General features: G+C 71.4%; 10 protein-coding genes. 4 read left to right on the top strand and 6 right to left on the bottom strand.

Going from position 1 to position 17,540, the window contains the following annotated elements; translation table 11 throughout:
• Window positions 1-21: 21 nt before the first annotated feature.
• Both A5681_RS05710 and A5681_RS05705 read right to left on the bottom strand, forming a co-directional pair.
• Entirely contained in the window at window positions 22-639 is a 618-nt protein-coding gene (locus A5681_RS05710) for a DUF5994 family protein (protein ID WP_067270366.1), read from the bottom strand.
• A 145-nt stretch (window positions 640-784) separates the two neighbouring features.
• Complete coding sequence (locus A5681_RS05705; protein WP_231996215.1) at window positions 785-5,053, bottom strand: cation-translocating P-type ATPase; 4,269 nt, start codon at window positions 5,051-5,053, stop codon at window positions 785-787.
• 267 nt (window positions 5,054-5,320) lie between these two features.
• Between A5681_RS05705 and phoU the strand changes: the two genes are divergently transcribed.
• Genes phoU through mgtA form a run of 3 tightly spaced genes read left to right on the top strand, consistent with a single transcriptional unit; the run spans window position 5,321 to window position 9,643 of the window.
• Window positions 5,321-5,986 (top strand): phosphate signaling complex protein PhoU, encoded by a 666-nt coding sequence (gene phoU / locus A5681_RS05700; RefSeq protein WP_067270363.1) that lies wholly within the window; start codon window positions 5,321-5,323, stop codon window positions 5,984-5,986.
• 37 nt (window positions 5,987-6,023) lie between these two features.
• Entirely contained in the window at window positions 6,024-7,016 is a 993-nt protein-coding gene (locus A5681_RS05695; RefSeq protein ID WP_067270360.1) for a magnesium transporter CorA family protein, read from the top strand.
• A complete protein-coding gene (gene mgtA, locus A5681_RS05690; RefSeq protein WP_067270358.1) occupies window positions 7,013-9,643 on the top strand; it encodes a magnesium-translocating P-type ATPase in 2,631 nt (876 codons plus the stop codon). The genes A5681_RS05695 and mgtA overlap by 4 nt, the downstream gene beginning before the upstream one ends.
• A gap of 299 nt (window positions 9,644-9,942) precedes the next feature.
• On the opposite strand, the gene A5681_RS05680 is transcribed toward mgtA, so the two are convergent.
• On the bottom strand, window positions 9,943-10,293 hold the full coding sequence (locus tag A5681_RS05680) for a DUF732 domain-containing protein (RefSeq protein ID WP_067270352.1): 351 nt from the start codon (window positions 10,291-10,293) through the stop codon (window positions 9,943-9,945).
• Between the two features lie 167 nt (window positions 10,294-10,460).
• Here A5681_RS05680 and A5681_RS05675 point away from each other — a divergent pair, with 167 nt between their 5' ends.
• On the top strand, window positions 10,461-11,378 hold the full coding sequence (locus A5681_RS05675) for an alpha/beta hydrolase family esterase (protein ID WP_067270349.1): 918 nt from the start codon (window positions 10,461-10,463) through the stop codon (window positions 11,376-11,378).
• 120 nt (window positions 11,379-11,498) lie between these two features.
• On the opposite strand, the gene nei2 is transcribed toward A5681_RS05675, so the two are convergent.
• Genes nei2 through A5681_RS05660 form a run of 3 tightly spaced genes read right to left on the bottom strand, consistent with a single transcriptional unit; the run spans window position 11,499 to window position 17,510 of the window.
• Complete coding sequence (nei2, locus tag A5681_RS05670; RefSeq protein WP_067270345.1) at window positions 11,499-12,254, bottom strand: endonuclease VIII Nei2; 756 nt, start codon at window positions 12,252-12,254, stop codon at window positions 11,499-11,501.
• Between the two features lie 13 nt (window positions 12,255-12,267).
• A complete protein-coding gene (locus tag A5681_RS05665; protein WP_067270338.1) occupies window positions 12,268-16,800 on the bottom strand; it encodes an ATP-dependent helicase in 4,533 nt (1,510 codons plus the stop codon).
• A 38-nt stretch (window positions 16,801-16,838) separates the two neighbouring features.
• On the bottom strand, window positions 16,839-17,510 hold the full coding sequence (locus A5681_RS05660) for a TetR/AcrR family transcriptional regulator (RefSeq protein ID WP_067270335.1): 672 nt from the start codon (window positions 17,508-17,510) through the stop codon (window positions 16,839-16,841).
• Window positions 17,511-17,540: the final 30 nt, after the last annotated feature.

The following is a 17,540-nucleotide window of genomic DNA, read 5'->3' as shown; positions in this document are numbered from 1 at the left end:
CGATGCAGCCAGCGGTTCGGCTTACGCCGTCAGCGACGGTCGCCGATGATCGTGCGGGCGCGATTCCAGCATCCGGTTACGCACGATGTGTTCGACCAGGATCGGCACGAAGGTCTGCACCGGCGCGTCGACGAACTGAAGGGCGGCCTCCTCGCTCCAGCGCTTGATCTGGGCGGTGCGGCGCTCGTCGTCCAGGCCTTCGTGGCGGGCCAGCTTCTCGGCGACGTCGGCCACCGATCGCGCCACCGTCGAACGGCTGGCCGGGGCCGCCTCGGCGTCGGCGGGTTTCCCCGCCCGCTCGAGCGCTTGCCGGGCCGCCTCCTCGCCGGTGTCCGGCCGGATCACCTGCAGCGTGACATGACGGCCGTTCTCGCCGATCAGGATGACACTGGTCGGCTCGTCGCTGGTGAAGCCGAGCAATTCGACGGTGTGGCCGGCGACCTCGATCAGGGCCGGCGTCTCGTCCCAGCCGTTGCGGCGGTAGCCCACCATCACGACCCGCCCCATCCGTTCGGACAGCGCCGTCAGCAACTTCGGCAGCTCCTCGACCAAGTTGGTCGACTGCGGCCACCAGGCGCCGTCGATGTGCTCGGATACCGACCGATAAGGCTTGAGCCGCAACCGATTGTCGCGCTCCATCTCAACCACCTGCTCGCTTACTTTCGAGTTAGCCGTCGTACCGCAAACGGTACGGCCGGCGTGACCGGCCCGCGACCCGGACAAGTGACCGCGGGGTTTACCAGACGTGAACAACGCGTGCCGCCAACCGGCTTCGGGCGCGCCATCAGTGGCCGACCATCCGGCGCTGCACGCTCTGCGACGCGCGCAGCAGCAAGTCGGGGGCGGCCGCCGACAGCGAGCTGGCCAGGGCCGCGGCCAGCAAACCCTGGGCCCAGGCCAGCGGGTCCACGGGCGTGCAGCCGAAGACCTGGCTGAGCCCCGGCGTGCTGACCACCACCGCCAGCGCGCCCATCGAGCCGACCGACGTCAACACCACCAGCGGGGCGCGCGAGTCCACCAGCGTCTGGGTGAGTTGCGCGCCCACCAACGCGATCAGCGCGACCGTCGCCGCGCGGCGCGGCGGGCCGGTCACGCTGGCCATCGCCCAGCCCGCCGTCGCGCCGATCGTCGTTGCCGCCCCGCGGATTCCGATCGCCCGCCACATCGCCGCCTCGTCGCGGCTGACCTCGTCGGTGGCCGCCTGCGGGCTGACGGCGAGCGCCGCGGCGGGCAGCGCGTCGGTCAGCATGTTGACCAACAGCATCTGACGGGCATTGAGCACCGACCGCCCGGTGAGGACCGTGGTGATCATGGCGAAGCAGACCTCGCCGAGGTTGCCGCCCAACAGCATCGACACCGCCGACTGCACGCGCCGCCACAGCTGCTGGCCCTCGTCGAGGGCGTCGATCAGCGCCTCGATCCGCTCGTCGAGCAGCACCACGTCGGCCGCCGTGCGGGCCGCATCGCTGCCGCGCGCCGCCACGCCGATGCCCACGCTGGCCGCCCGAATCGCGGCGGCGTCGTTGACGCCGTCGCCGACCATGGCCGTCACCAGTCCGGACCGCTCCAGGGTCTGGACCACGTCGATCTTGTGTTCCGGTGTCATCCGCGCGAACACCACCCGCGCCGCCGCCGCCGCGGCCCGTCCGTCGGCGGACAACGCTTCCCAATCGCTGCCGGTGATCACCTGATCGGGGGTGACGTCGAGCCCCATCTCCTGGGCGATCGCCGCCGCCGTCGCGGGGTGGTCGCCGGTGATCAGCCGGACGCCGATGTCGCGCGCGGCGAGTTCGGTCAGCACCGCCTGCGCCGCGGGCCGCGGCGTGTCGGCGAGTCCCAGCAGGCCGATCGGGGTGAGGGCGGCCGTGCACAGGGCCTCCAGCCGGTCGGGGTCCTGCGCCGCGGCCGCGGCCTCCTTCGGGCTGAGTTGCCGCTCGGCCACCGCCAGCACCCGTAACCCGTTGGCCGCCATCTCGTCGATCTGCCGGGTCAACGCGTGGTCGTGTTGCAGCAACGCCGACGAGAGCACCTCGGGCGAGCCCTTGATCGTCAGCCGCGTGCCGACCAGCGCGGCGGCGAACGGGCGGCCGGACTGGAACGGCAGGAACGCGTCGCGGGTCAGCCGTTGCGGCGCTGAGCCGTCGCCGCGCAGGGCGGGGTCGGCGGCGGCGCGGTGGACGGCGTCGTCGGTGGCGTGGTCGACCCGGTGGCTGTGCCGCGCGTAGCTGGTGCTCAGCGCCGCGTCCAGGACGGCGCCGGGGGCGTAGCCCGGCAGCGGGCGCACCTCCTTGACCTTGAGCCGGTTTTCGCTCAGCGTGCCGGTCTTGTCGAAGCACACCACGTTGAGCCGGGCCAACGCCTCCACCGAGTGAGGGTTGCGGATCAGCACCGATTCGCCGGTGAGCCGGCGGGCGGCGGCCAGTTGGGCCAGCGTCGCCACCAGGGGCAGGCCCTCGGGGATGGCGGCGACGATCAGCGTGACCGCGCTGGACACCGCCTCGCGCAGCCCGGTGCCGCGCGCCACGCTGAGCAAGCCGACCAGGCCGCCGCTGGCGACGCTGAACGGCAACGCCCGGCGGGTGATGTGCCGCAACTGCCGCTGCAGTCCGATCTCCTGCAGCTTCCTCGGCGCCATCGCCAGCGCCCGGCGCATCTCCGAGCGCGATCCCACGGCGGTGACCACGGCCACGGCCGTGCCCGCGACGACGGTGGTGCCGGCGTAGAGCATGCAGGTCCGCTCGGCCAGCGGCGCGCCCGGCGTGGGCTCGGTCTGCTTGGCGACCGGCAGCGATTCACCGGTCAGCGTCGACTCGTCGACCTCCACGTTCGAGGCGTGCAACAGCCGGGCATCCGCGGGGACCACCTCGTCGGCGTGCACTTCGATGATGTCGCCCAGCCGCAGCCGCTTGGTGGGGACCTTCTCGCGGCGCTGCGCGTCCAACGCACCGACCAGGCGCCGCGCCGGCGGATCCTGAACGGCCAGAAGCCGATTCAGTGTGCTCTCGGCATGCAGCTGCTGCTCGGCCGACAAGGCGGCGTTGACCAACAGCACGCTGCCGACCAGGACGGCGTCCAGCGGGGAGCCGAGCAGCGCGCTGGCGGCCGCGCCGGTGGCCAGCAGCGGCGTGATCGGGTCCGCCAGGTCGCCGCGCATCTCCTCGACGAAATCGCGGATGGACGCCCAGGACGCCGCGGCCGCGTCGTGCAGCACGCGAAGCGGGGGCACCTGCTGCCACCGCGCCACAGCCTCCTCGCGGTCCTCGTCGACCGGGCGGGGCAGCAGCCGCTGCACCTCGGTGACCGGCAGCGCGTGCCAGTCGTGGGCGGTCTCGGGCTCCGGCAGCGGGTCTCGAAGGGCCTTCACGGCCGCCCGGTAGCCGAACCACAGGCTGGCGACCATGCCGACATTGACCGATGCCGAACTGCGGCCCGGCACACCGGGAATCAGCATCAGCGCGCCGATCGCGGAGGCCGAGGCCGACAACCGGACCGCGCCCTCGGTGGCCGCGCGCGCGGCGGGCAGCGCGTGCAACATGCGCCACGCCCCGGTCAGGTCCTTCGCGATCACGTCGGCGGCCCACGGCGCGGAATGCCCGGGCCGCAGCACCCCGATCGTCACGTCGGACCGGTGCGCGCCCCGCATGGCCGACGTCGTCAACAGCGCCACCGTGTGCCCGGCGGCCTTCAGTTCCGCGACCGCCGCCGCGACCGCGTGGTCGATCGACCCGTCCGCGGGATACAGCTGATCGAAACCCTTTGCCAGCGAACGCAATCCGTCGTCATCCAGGGAGTAGACCCGCGGCTGGGAGCGCCGTGCCTCGGTGAGCACCGCCGCCGCGAACGGGTCGCGGACCGGGCTGATCAGGGCTTCGCCGACGCTGCCGGCGCCGGGAATGTCGGCCAGCTGGTGCCAGCCCGGTTTCATGCCGTCGCCCTCGAGCGCGGCCCGCACGGCCGCCCAGGCGTAGGTGCGCGCCGAATTGTCGACGCCCAGAACGCGACTGACCGTCAGCTCGTCGGTGTACAGCGCTCGCGGGTCGACCATGATCGCGTCGACCCGGTCGAGTGCCCGTAGCACGCCGGGCCGCAGCACCAGCGCGTCGTGGCGGGCGGTGAGGCCGCGACTCATCGTGCAGCCGAACGCTTCCCGCACGGTGCGCAATGGTTTGGGGACCGCGGCCAGCGCCGCGGCGCCGGCCGCGTCGGGGTTGCGGGTGAGCAGGCCGACCGCGGCGGCGGCGCAGATGCCGGCCAGGCCGACGCGATTGGCGTAGCGTTCGGCCGGCCCGTCCGGCGGGGCCTGGTAGCCGACGGGGGTCGCGGCCGCGTCGTCGGGCACCGGCTGGCCGGCCAGCTCGGGTTCATGCCGACTCCACGCCAGCCTGCCGTTCCACGCCTCGGCCGCCAGCATGGTGCGCGTCGCGGCTTCGGCGGCGGCCGCCGTCGGCGACAGCGTCAGGGCCGCGGTGGTGGCGTTGACGATGCCGAACAACACGTCGGTGCCCTCGGGTCCCAGGCGCCGCTCCAACTCGCGGCGCAGCCCCGGCAGGTGGTCGGCCACCGTCGGCGGCACGGCCACCAGGTCGGGCAGGCGGGGCAGTCGCAGCAGGCTGCCGGTCAGAGAGAGGGCGAAGCCCACCGAGGCCGCCGTCGCCGCCACCATCCGGCCCATCAACACCGCGTCGTCGCCCGGCAGGCTGGCCGGGTGGGTGCGCGCTGCCCGGCCGCGGCGGGGTCGTTCCGCGGCGCCGACGGCCCGGCACAGCTCGGCCGTGGCGGGGCCGTCCTCCGACACGGTCACGACCACCCTCGCCAGGGTGGGGTTGAGGTGTGCCCGTTGGACGCCGGGCATCGCCCGGACCGCCGCCAGGACCGCCGCCGCGATGTCCGCGGCGCGCTCGCCCTCGAGGCCGCGCACCTCGATCCAGCGCCGGGGCCCATTGGCGCTGACGCGCCGGGCCCGCGGGCCCCCCGCCGCCTCCAGCACCGCGCCCGCCGCGGCGCGGGTCAGCGCCGGCACGTCAGGCGTCGCGCGCACGAGCGACCTGCCCATGCTCGTCGCCACGTTCCCGCCCAACAGCGCGGCGCCCGTGGCGATCTCGGCGCTCACGGCGGCGGCGCGCAAGGGCGTTGTCAACAGGCCCAGCCCGGGGAGGCCGCGTCGTGTGCTCACCGTGTTCTCTCGGCTCGGGTGGATTTCATCGATATGGTGACAGCGGCAGGTTAACCGGCGGTGCCGCGCGGGGGAGGAGCCATTCAGGCCCTTTTCGGGTGCCTTTCGTCCCTTGCGAAAAGCGCTCGCATTGGCCACCGTTGCGCTATGCGAACCGCTTACCACCACCAGCTGGAGGAATTGAGCGTCCAGCTCGGCGAGATGTGCGGCCTGGCCAACGAAGCCATGAGGGGCGCGACCACAGCGTTGTTGGAGGCGGACCTCGAAGCCGCCGAACGCGTCATCCGTGACCACGACCGAATGGTGGCGATGCGGGGGCGCGCGGAGCGAGAAGCGTTCGCGTTACTGGCGCTACAACAACCGGTTGCCGGGGAGTTACGGGCAATCTTCAGCGCCATCCAGCTCATCGCCGACATCGAACGAATGGGCGCGCTCGCGGTGCACGTCGCCAAGATCGCCCGGCGCGAGCACCCGGATCGGGCGCTCCCCGACAAGGTCCGCGCGTGTTTCGCCGACATGGCCGAGGTGGCAATAGCGTTGGGCGACAACGCGAAACAGGTGCTCATGTGTCACGACCCGGAACAGGCCGCGCGGCTGCGCGAACAGGACGACGCGATGGACGAGCTCTACCGGCAGCTGTTCAGCGTGCTGCTGGACCAGAACTGGACGGACAACATTCCCGCCGCCGTGGACGCCGCGCTGCTGGGCCGGTTCTACGAGCGCTTCGCCGACCATGCCGTGGAAGTCGGGCGCCGCGTCATCTTCATGGTCAGCGGCGACCTGCCCGAGCAGGACGAGATCTCCACCTACTGATGGACGGCGGCTGGACCCGGGCTGAGAAGATAGCGTCGTGCAGGGCAACATCCAGGGCCGCGTGTGGCGGCACGGTAAGCCGCAGAACGACTTCGCCTTTGACGACATCTCGGAGTACCTCCGTGAACCCGACACCCTGGTTTGGGTGGACCTGTGCGTCCCCGACCACGACGCGCTGTGTGACCTGGCCGACGAACTCGGCCTCAACACATGGGCCGTCGAGGACGCCGTGGCGGCCGCCGAGCGGGTCAAGGCCACCGCGTATGAGACGCACACCTTCTTCACGGTGTACGCGGTCGAGGTCGCGGCGGAGGCGAGCGACGAGCCGCGGCGAATGCTGTCCATGCACCGGATTTCGGCATTCGTGCTACCCCGCGGCCTGATCACCGTGCGTCTGACGCCGGAGTTCGACATCGCCGCCGTGACCCGGCGATGGGAGGAGATCGGCGCCCAGCAGTACGGGGTGGGCGCGCTGGTGCACGGCCTGCTCGACGTCGTGGTGGACAGTCATTTCGCGGCGGTCGAGGCCCTGGACGACTGCGTCGAATCCATCGAGGACGAGCTGTTCGACGGCAGGCCGCGCCAGCCCAGCTTTCAGCGCCGGACGTTTCAGATGCGGCGCGACCTGGTGGGGCTGCGGCGGGTGGCTCTCCCGATGCGGGAGGTGGTCAACTCGATTCAGCACCACCGGCACGAGGTGGGCACCGCCCCGGAACTGGACCCCCTGTACGCCGACCTGTACGACCACGTGCTGCGCGTATCCGAATGGACGGAATCGTTGCGCGACATGGTCACAACGATTTTCGAGACCAACCTGTCGCTGCAGGACGCGCGGCTGAACACCATCATGAAGAAGTTGACCGGATGGGCGGCCATCATCGCCGTGCCCACGGCGATCACGGGGTTCTACGGCCAGAACGTGCCGTACCCCGGCTTCGGTCACCTCGCCGGGTTCATCGCCAGCACCAGCCTGATTTTCGTCCTGATGGTGGTGATCTACCTGATGTTCAAGCGCAGGGACTGGCTATGACCGCCGAGGTGTTGCCGGCTTCCGCCGCCCCGACCACGACGTCGGTGGCGGCGGCCACGGTCGACGACGTGCTGCGCCTGCTGGACAGTTCGGCCGCCGGCCTGTCCAGCGACCAGGCCGCCGCCCGGCTGACGCGCTACGGCCCCAACGCGGTGCGGACCCACCGCGTGAATGTCTTTGCGGTGCTTGGCCGTCAGCTGCGCAACGCGGTGCTCATCCTGCTGGCCGGCACCGCGGTCGTCTCGTACTTTCTGGGCGACAGCATGCAGGCGGTCATCATCGGCATCATCCTGGTCGCCAGCATCGGCCTGGGCTTCATCAACGAATACCGCGCCGAACGGGCCGCCGCCGACCTGCACGCGAGCGTGCACCACAACGCCGTGGTGCGCCGCGACGGGGAGTTCGTCACGTTGCCGGTCACCGAATTGGTACCGGGCGACGTGATCCGGCTGTCGCTGGGGGAGGCGGTGCCGGCCGATGTCCGGCTGATCGCCGTCAGCGGATTGGAATGCAACGAAAGCATCCTGACCGGGGAGTCGACCGGTTCGGAGAAATCACCCGAACCCGTGCCTCCCGGAACCGACCTGGCCGACGCGGCCGACCTGGCGTTCATGGGCACCATCGTCAGCGCCGGCGAGGGCACGGGGGTGGTGTACGCCACGGGAAGGGAAGCCGAATTCGGCCGCATCGCAGCGGGTTTGGACGAACGCCAGCCGGAAACCGGCTTCCAGGTGGGCCTGCGCCGGTTCTCCTACCTGTTGCTGCAGGTCGCCGTCGCCCTGATGGTGGTCATCCTGATCAGCAACCTGTTGTTGGCGAAGCCGATCATCGACTCCGTGCTGTTCTCGCTGGCGATCGCGGTCGGCATCACGCCGCAGCTGCTGCCCGCCGTCGTCAGCACCGGCCTGGCCACCGGGTCGCGGCAGCTGGCCAAGGCGAAGGTGCTCGTGAAACGGTTGGTGTGCATCGAGGACCTCGGCGACATCGACATCCTGATCACCGACAAGACCGGGACCCTGACGGAAGGCCGGCTGCGATTGGTCGACTTCGTCGAACCCGGCGGCGCGCAGAGCGACGCGGCCCGCCGGCTGGGGCTGCTGGCCACCGACGTCGACCCGGAAACCGGTGGCGCCAGCGCCAATCCGCTCGACGCGGCGCTCTGGGAGTCCCCGCAGGCACACGACTTGGTGGCCGGTGCCGCGCGGGTCGCCATGCTGCCGTTCGACCACGAACGCCGGGCGACGTCGGTGTTGGTCGACGACGACGGCACCCGGACGCTGGTGGTCAAGGGCGCGCCCGAGCAGGTGCTGGCCCAATGCCGGGGCGTCGCGGCGGTGGCGGAGGAAACGCTCGCGGCGTTGTTCGCCGCCGGGCGCCGAGTGGTGGCCGTCGCCGCCAAACCCGCGCCGGGACTGACGACGCTCACCCGTGCGGACGAGTGCGAGCTATCGCTCGCGGGCTTCCTGGTCTTCGCCGACGAGCCCAAATCCGCTGCGCGCCAATCACTCTCGAAATTGGCCGACCTGGGCATCGAGTTGAAGATCGCTACCGGGGACAACCCCAGGGTCGCCGAAAAGGTCTGCGGCGACCTGGGTTTGGCGTCCAAAGGCACCATCACCGGCGCGCAGCTGGACGCGCTGGACGACGACGCGTTCGCCGGGGTCGCGCAGAACCACACCATCTTCGCGCGCATCTCCCCGGAGCAGAAGGCCCGGCTGATCACCGCGCTGCGGCGCAAGGGACGCTCGGTCGGCTTCCTGGGCGACGGCGTCAACGACGCGCTGGCCCTGCACGCCGCGGACGTCGGGATCTCCGTCGACAGCGCCACCGACGTGGCCAAGGACGCGGCCGACGTGGTGCTGCTGGAAAAGGACCTCGGGGTGCTGGCCACCGGGGTGGCCGAGGGCCGGCGCATCTTCGCCAACACCATCAAGTACGTGCTGATGGGCACGTCGAGCAACTTCGGAAACATGTTCAGCGCCGCTGCCGCGTCGGCGCTGCTGCCGTTCCTGCCGATGCTGCCCAGCCAGATCCTGCTGAACAACCTGCTCTACGACACCTCGCAGCTGGCGATCCCGACCGACCGGGTCGACGCCGAGCAGCTGCATGCTCCATCGCACTGGAACGTCGCGTTCATCCGCCGGTTCATGCTGATCTTCGGTCCCATCAGTTCGCTGTTCGACTTCCTGACCTTCGGGCTGATGCTGGGCGTGCTGCACGCCGGCGCCGTCGAGTTCCGCACCGGCTGGTTCGTGGAATCGCTCGCGACGCAGACGCTGATCATCTTCGTGATCCGCACCCGGATGGTGCCGTTCTTCCGCAGCCGGCCCAGCGCGCTGCTGACCGTCACGAGCGTTTCCGTGGTCGCCGTCGGCGCCGGGCTGACGATCTCACCGCTGGCGCGGACCTTGGGCTTCACCCCGCTGCCGTGGCAGTTCTTCGCCGTGCTGGGCACGTTCGTGATCTGCTACCTGATTCTGGTGGAGCTGGCCAAGATGCTCTTCTACAGCGAGCCGATACACCTTGCCGGGCAACCGCATCGCACCCGCGGCAGCGCGTATCGCATCCGCCGACGCGCCGCGCGTTACCACCATTACGCCGTGCGACGCACGCGGAGAACGAACTGAACCTCAGTGATGAATCTGCGCTGCGGGCAGGTCCGCAAGGCCGTGCTGGATTCCCCGGACGATCTTGTCCGAAAGGGCCGCGCTGTCCGCCGGCGCCGTCTCCTCACAACTGCAGCTGAGGGTGTTGAAAGGGCTCGGGTCAGCGTGGGCGATGGCTGCCGTCCCACCAGCGGCGCCTAGAGCGAGTGCCACGCCGACCAAAAGTCTAGGGATCATTTGGCCTTCGAGTTCTCGGAATTGTTTCCGGGTTAAATTTTACCGGCGCGCTTGTCACGAACCTGTCAACTGGCTGTTAACTTTCAGGCCTGCGCCCCGTACTTCGGGCAGTACGCGCGGATGCTCACGCCCACGAAGTAGCCGGCGTGGTAGCCGTCGAGGTGGCTGTTGGTCATGACGTCGTTCGCCACCTGCTGCGGCGCTTCACCGGACTCGAGTTGCTGGCACACCAGGTGGCCGGACCGGATCGCAGTTTCGGGCGATTCATAGTTGATGCCCTTGGCGGTCAGCGCGGCGAGGAACGCGTCATCGGCGGCGCTGGCGTGCGCGGCGGGGGTCGCTCCGAGCACACCCACCAGCCCGGCCGACGGGACGACGCCGGCAGCCATCAGCAACAGCAGAAGGCTGGGGTTGCGTATCTGGGTCCTCGTCATTTCTGATACTCCCGTGACATCGAAGTGCCGTTGCTCGCTGACAGCGGGGGCTGCCCGAATATTCGCACGTTGCGACGCCGCTCGGTGCAGGATCAATGATATTGCGATCATCGCCACACCCAGCGCACGGTTTGCTCCGCCTTCGGCGTTGCCGGGGTTCTGAAGGCATGCCGCACGTGCGTTTGTTGTCTCTGCTTCTGGTGGCGGTGTGCCTGGTGAGCTGCGGGGAGCGGCATGTGTCGGCGGCCACCGTGCGCGATGCTTCCGGGACGTTCCGTTCCGGCGGCATGGACCGAACTTACCTGCTGCATGTGCCGCCGGGCAGCCCGGTCGGCCTGGTCCTGAGCCTGCACGGTGGTGGCGGCACCGGCAACGGGCAGCGCGGGCTGACCGGATTCGACTCCGTCGCCGACGCCCACAACCTGCTGGTGGTCTATCCCGACGGCTACGACAAGAGCTGGGCCGACGGGCGGGGGGCGTCGCCGGCGGACCGCCGGCACATCGATGACGTCGGCTTCCTGGTGGGGCTGGTGGGCAAGTTGCAGACCGACTACAACATCGCCCCGGGGCACGTTTTCGTCACCGGGATGTCAAACGGCGGATTCATGTCCAACCGGCTGGCGTGTGACCGCGCCGACGTGTTCGCCGCGGCCGCACCCGTGGCGGGCACGCTGGGCGTTGGTGTGGCGTGCAACCCGTCTCGGCCCGTGTCGGTGTGGGAGGCGCACGGCACCGCCGACCCGCTGGTCCCGTTCAAGGGCGGGGTGGTGCGCGGTCGCGGCGGGGTCAGCCATGCCATCTCCGCCGACAGCATGGTGAACATGTGGCGTTCGGCCGATCGCTGCCAGGGCGACCCGTCCGTCCAGGCCCTGCCCAACGTCGGGGACGGGACCGTCGTGCGCCGCTTCGACTCGACGGCGTGCGCGGCGTCCACCGAGGTGATCTTCTATCAGATCGACAGCGGTGGGCACACGTGGCCCGGCGGCAGGCAGTACCTGCCCAAGGCGATCATCGGGCCCACCACCCGCGCGCTCGACGGCTCGGAGGCCATCGCGCAGTTCTTCCTGGCGCACGCGCGGGACTAGTGGCGATCGCAAGCGCGGCGGAGCCGGGCGAAGCGGGTCGCCACCATGGGACTAGTGGCGATCGCAAGCGCGGCGGAGCCGGGCGAGGCGGGTCGCCACCATGGGACTAGTGGCGCGGCGTCAGCGCTGGCAGGACGGGCACCAGTACATGACCCGGTCCCCGGTGCCGTCGTAGGCGATGCGGGTGCCGCAGCGGCGGCAGCTCTGGCCCGCTCGGCCGTAGACCCACAGCTGCCGGCCGGTCCGGGTGTCGCCGGTGGTGCAGCGGTTCCACCGGAACCGGTTGAGCCATAACATGTCCCGGGCGCGCGAGACCAGCCGCTGCGGGTCGGCCACCGCGCTCACCGGCGCGGTGGGCAGGTGCCCGCTGACGAAACACAGCTCGTTGGCATAGACGTTGCCGATCCCGGCGAGCACGCGCTGATCCAGCAGTGTCTCGGCGAGCGGGCGGTCCGGGTGCCCGGCCAGGTTGGCGGCGGCCAGCCCGGCGTCCCAGTCCTCGCCCAGCAGGTCGGGCCCCAGGTGCGCGACGGCGTCGGCGTCGTGCTCGCGCTCCAGGATCTCCAGCACGCCCAGGTCCACGCCGACGGCGCGGACGGTTCCGGCCTCCAGCACGATGCGCGCTCGGTGGTCGACCCGCGCCGGCCGCTCGCCCACGCGCCAGCTGCCGTCCATCTTCAGGTGCGAGTGGATGCTTGCCGGGCCGACCCGGATGAACAGGTGCTTGCCGCGGCTGAGCACCTCGTCGACCGCCTGCCCGGTGAGGTCGACGGTCGCGTAGCGGGGGACGCGGACGTCGCAGCGGGTCAGGGTGCGGCCGACCAGGTGCTGGCGCAGGACGGCGGCGGTGTGCCAGACGGTGTCGCCCTCGGGCATGGCTACCGCGGCCTCATCGGAGCCGCAGTCCGCGCGGGGTGCGGGCGAACCCGGCGTCGGCCAGCGCCTCGGCGACCGGGCTCGGCCCCCCGGCCTGCGGCTGCAGCGCCGGCGCCCCGTCGATGCGTTCGACCAGGATCGACGCGACGCGCCGGGAGGCGACCAGGTCGGCCAGCGCCGCGGCCGCCGCGCCGTGGGCCGCCGGGTCGTCGGTGAACGTCAGCAGGGACCGCCCTCCGCGCTCGAGGAACCAGCCCAGGTGTCCGTCGACCAGCACGACGAGCGCGCCGGCCTTGCGGCCCGGCCGCGCCCCCTCGCCGCCGGAGGCGGGCCACGGCAGCGCGGCGCCGTAGGGGTTGGCCGGGTCGGCGGCGGCCAGCACGACCGCCCGGTATTCGGGCCGCTCGGGGTCGATGCCGTCGCTGTAGCTGCGCAGCCGGTCCACGGTCGACGCGACCGCGAACTGCGCGCCGCCCAACGACTCGACGAAGTAGCCGCGCTGGCATCGGCCGGCCTCCTCGAAGGTGCTCAGCACCTTGTAGAGCGTCGCGAACCCGCCGGTAATACCCTCGGCGGCCACCGCGCCTTTGGTCAGCACGCCGTGACGGCCCAGCAGCAGCTCCGCCTGGTAGTGGGCGCGGACCGTGGAATCCGGCTCGGTCGGCGGCAGGGCCGACCACCGGCCGGCCACCGTCGGGTCGGCCGGGCGCGACTGCGCGTGCGCGACGCTGTATCGGCTCAGCCGCGGCGGCCGGTGCGACCGGTGGGCCGGGGCCGAGCGTTTGCGGTTGCCCACCCCGCCGAGCACGGCGCGCACCGGGGCGAACGTGTCACCGGTGACCCAGCCCGCCCAGATCAGCTCCCACAGGGCGGCTTTCAGCTCGGCTTCGGCAATCCCGCTTTGGGAGAGCTGCCGGAAGAAGTACGCGCCCCCGCCGGCCAGCGTGTCCAGGATTGCGCGGTGGGCGTCGGTGAAGTCGATCTCGGCGGGCCCGGCCAGGGTGAGCGGCGCCGAATCGCTCACGTGCAGCGCGATCCAGCCGTCGCTGGCCGAGATCGACCCGGCGCCCGACCAGGTCACCTCGCCGGTGGCGAGCAGCTCGTCGAGCATCGCGGGCGAGTAGTCGCGCACCCGCGGGCCCAGCACCAGCGGCTCGATCGCCGAGGCGGGCATCCGGACCCCGGCCAGCTGGTCGATCACCGACATCAGGCCGTCCAGCCCGGAATTCTGGGCGGGCAGCCGGTGCCAGGCCGGCAGGAACCGCCCGTATGCGGCGGTGCTCACGGGCTCCACCTGCGCGCGCAGCGCGGCCAGCGATCGGCGCCGCAACACGCGCAGCACGTCGGCGTCGCACCACTGTTCGCTGCCGGAGGCGAACTCGGTGGCGGCGACGAAGTCGCCGCGCACCAGGCGTCCGTCGGCGGCCAGCCGGCCCAGCACGTCGGCGGTCACCCGCAGTCCCAGCCCGAACCGGGCCGCGGCCTCCGCGGTGGTGAACGGGGTGTGCGTGCGCGCGTAGCGGCCCAGCAGCTCGCCCAGCGGGTCGGCCACCGCCTCGGTGAAGGCGGCCGGCACCCCCAGCGGAACCGCCGCGCCGACCCCGTCGCGCAGCCGGGCGATGTCCTCGATGGCCACCCACCAGCTGCGGCCGGCGAACGACACGGTCAGCGCCCGCCGCGCCGCCAGCAGGCCCTCGAGCCAGCCGCCCACCTCGGCGCCGCCGGCCCGCGCGGCGATCTCGTCCTCGGTCATCGGGCCCAGCAGCCGCAGCAGGTCCGCGACGCCTTCGGCGTCGCGCGCGGCACGGTCCTCGGCCAGGTGCTGCAACTGGCGGCCGGTCGCGGCGATGACGTCGGGGTCCAGCAGCTCGCGCAACTCGACGCGGCCAAGCAGCTCGGCCAGCAGCGTGCTGTCCAGCGACAGGGCCGCGGCCCGGCGCTCGGCCAGCGGGGTGTCGCCTTCGTACATGAACGCGCCGACGTAGCCGAACAGCAGGGACGCCGCGAACGGAGAGGGACGGTCGGTCTCGACCTCGGCAACCCGCACCTTGCGTTGGGCGATGCCGGCCATCAGCGACGTCAGGGCGGGGACGTCGTAGACGTCCTGCAGGCATTCGCGGATGGTCTCCAGGACCACCGGGAAGTCGGGGTATTTGCGGGCCACATCCAGCAGTTGGGCGGCCCGCTGGCGCTGGTGCCACAGCGGCGATCGCTTACCCGGGTGCCGGCGGGGCAACAGCAGCGCGCGGGCCGCGCACTCGCGGAACCGCGACGCGAACAACGCCGAACCGCCCACCTCGGCCGTGACGATCGGGTCGATCTCGTCGGCGTCGAAGACGAACAGCTCGGCGCCGGGCTGGGTCTCGCCGGCGTCGGACAGCATGTCCGGCAACCGCACCACGATGCCGTCGTCGGAGGCGGTCGGCTTCTCGTCGATGCCGTAGCGTTCCCGCAGCCGGCGGCCCACCGCCAGCGCCAGCGGGCCGTTGACCCGCAGCCCGTACGGCGAGTGCAGGATCACCCGCCAGTCGCCCAGTTCGTCGCGGAACCGCTCGACCAGCAGGGTGGTGTCGGTGGGCACCACCCCGGCCGCGGTCCGCTGCTCGTCCAGCAGCGCCCACATGTTGTCGGTCGCGTAGGCGTCGAAACCCAGGCCCGCGCAGCGGGCGTCGAAGGCCTCGCGGTCCAGGCCGGCGAGCTCGCCGGTGAACGCGCCCAGCGCGGCCCCCAGCTCGGCCGGGCGGCCGGCGTCGTCGCCGCGCCAGAACGGCAACCGGGCCGGCTGGCCCGGCGCGGGTATCACCAGCACCCGGTCATGGGTGATCTCGGTGATCCGCCAGCTGGTGGCGCCCAGCGAGATGACGTCACCCGGCCGGGACTCGTACACCATCTCCTCGTCCAATTCGCCCACCCGGGACGGCTTTTCCGCCTCGCTGGCGAGGTAGACGGTGAACATGCCGCGGTCGGGGATGGCGCCGCCGGAGGTGACGGCCAGCCGCTGCGCGCCCGGCCGCGCGGTCAGCGTGCCGGCGTCGCGGTCGTAGACCAGCCGGGGCCGCAGCTCGGCGAACTCGGTGGACGGGTACTTGCCCGAGAGCAGGTCGAGGGTGGCTTCGTACACGCTGCGGGGCAGCGTCGCGAACGGGGCGCTGCGGCGCACGGTGTCGAACCACCGGTCGGCGTCCAGCGGCTCCAGCGCGGCCGCCGCGACCGTCTGTTGCGCGAGGATGTCCAGCGGGTTGGCGGGCACCCGCATCGTCTCGATCTGGCCGGCCAGCATCCGCTGCACCGTCACCGCGCAGCCGATCAGGTCCGTGCGGTGCTTGGGGAACAGCACGCCCTGGGACACCTCGCCGACCTGGTGGCCGGCCCGCCCGATGCGCTGCAGGCCGCTGGCCACCGACGGCGGCGCCTCGACCTGGATCACCAGGTCGACCGCGCCCATGTCGATGCCCAGCTCCAAACTCGACGTCGCGACCACGGCCTTGAGCAGACCGCGCTTGAGGTCCTCTTCGACCAGGGCGCGCTGCTCCTTGCTGACCGAACCGTGGTGGGCGCGCGCCAACAGCGGTTCGGCACCGTAGGTCTGGCCGCTGCCCATGAGCTGGGCGGGCGCCCCGCCCGCCACCTTGGGGTTGGTCTCACCGGACAGGCCCAGCCCGAGGCGTTCGGCGTGAATCTCATTGAGGCGCGCGGTGAGCCGCTCGGCCAGCCGCCGCGAGTTGGCGAACACGATCGTCGAGTTGTGCGCCTCGATCAGGTCGACCAGCCGCGCCTCGACGTCGGGCCAGATGCTGTTGTTGGCCAGGTTGGCCATGTCGGGCACGGGCACCTGCACCGTCAGCTCGACGGTTTTCGCCGATCGGGGCGCCACGATGGTGGTCGGTTGCTGCCCGGACAGGAATCGGGCGAGCTCCTCGGGCGGGCGCACCGTCGCCGACAACCCGATGCGCTGCGCGGGCGGGCCCTCCCGCAACTCGTCGAGCCGCTCCAGCGACAGCGCCAGGTGCGCGCCGCGCTTGCCGGCGGCGATGGCGTGGATCTCGTCGACGATCACCGTCTGCACGCCGGCCAGGGTCTCGCGGGCGGACGAGGTGAGCATCAGAAACAGCGACTCCGGCGTGGTGATCAGCACGTCGGGGGGCCGCGCGATGAGCTGACGGCGTTCGGCGGGCGGAGTGTCGCCGGAGCGGACGCCGACGCTGATGGCCGGCGGCGGCAGGCCGTGCCGCTCGGCGATGCGGGTGAGCCCCGCCAGCGGGGTGCGCAGGTTGCGTTCGACGTCGACCGCCAGCGCCTTCAACGGGGACACATACAGCACACGGGTGCCGGCGGGCCGCTCGGCCGCGCCGGCGAGCGAGTCCAGGGCCCACAGGAAGGCCGCGAGCGTCTTGCCGGATCCGGTCGGGGCGATCACCAGCGTGTTGTCGCCGTCGGCGATGGCGTCCCAGGCTTCGGCCTGCGCGGTGGTGGGGCCGGCGAAGGTGCTCGTGAACCATTCGCGCGTGGTCGCGCTGAACCGGCCTAACGGGTCATGGGTGGTCACCTAACCATGGTGCCAAGACCCACCGACAAGTACGCCGGCTAGCGGGGTTGGATGCGGGCCGTCGCCATCGCGTGGGACAGCTCCTCGGGGATCTCCGGCACCCGGGCGATGGCGTCGAACAGCGAGTGCGCGCACGCGTCGGCGAGGCGCTCGGCGTTGATCGTGGGATCGATGATGCGCTGGCGGCACAGCTCGAAGGTGAACGCCAGCCAGCCGTGACAGATCACCCGCAGGTCCCGCTCGACGTCGGCTTCCAGCTTGGCCCCCGAGATGTTGGCGACCAGGTCGTGGATGCGGCTCATGATGTGTTCGAGCTGACGGTTTTTGGCCTCGTCGTCGACGCCCAGCAGAACCGGGTCCGACCGGCCCAGCCCGACGTACGCCGCCCACGCGGCCTCCGGGTTCTGCTCGTGGTAGGCCATGTAGGCCATGACGCCGAGGCGCACCTCTTCGTACATCGTCAGGCCGGTGGCGTCGTCCATGTTGGTGGTCTCATACAGCCGGTCGGCCTCGTCCTTGACCACCGCGGCAAAGAATGCCCGCTTGTCGGGGAAGTAGTGATACATCAGCGCCCGCGACACTCCGGCGCGCTCGGCGATCTCGTCGATGCGCACTTCGTCGTAAGGTCGCTTTCCGAAGACTTCTGCCCCCAAAGCGAGCAGCTCAGCGCGGCGATCCTCGGGGGATAAGCGCCTTCGGGCTGTCGGCATGTGAGAGATAGTACTCATCGGTTCTGAGAC

The organism is Mycobacterium scrofulaceum (assembly GCF_001667885.1).
Classification (GTDB): domain Bacteria; phylum Actinomycetota; class Actinomycetes; order Mycobacteriales; family Mycobacteriaceae; genus Mycobacterium; species Mycobacterium scrofulaceum_C.
Note: the sequence above shows the minus strand (reverse complement) of the source record. Positions and strands in the feature narration are given on the sequence as shown.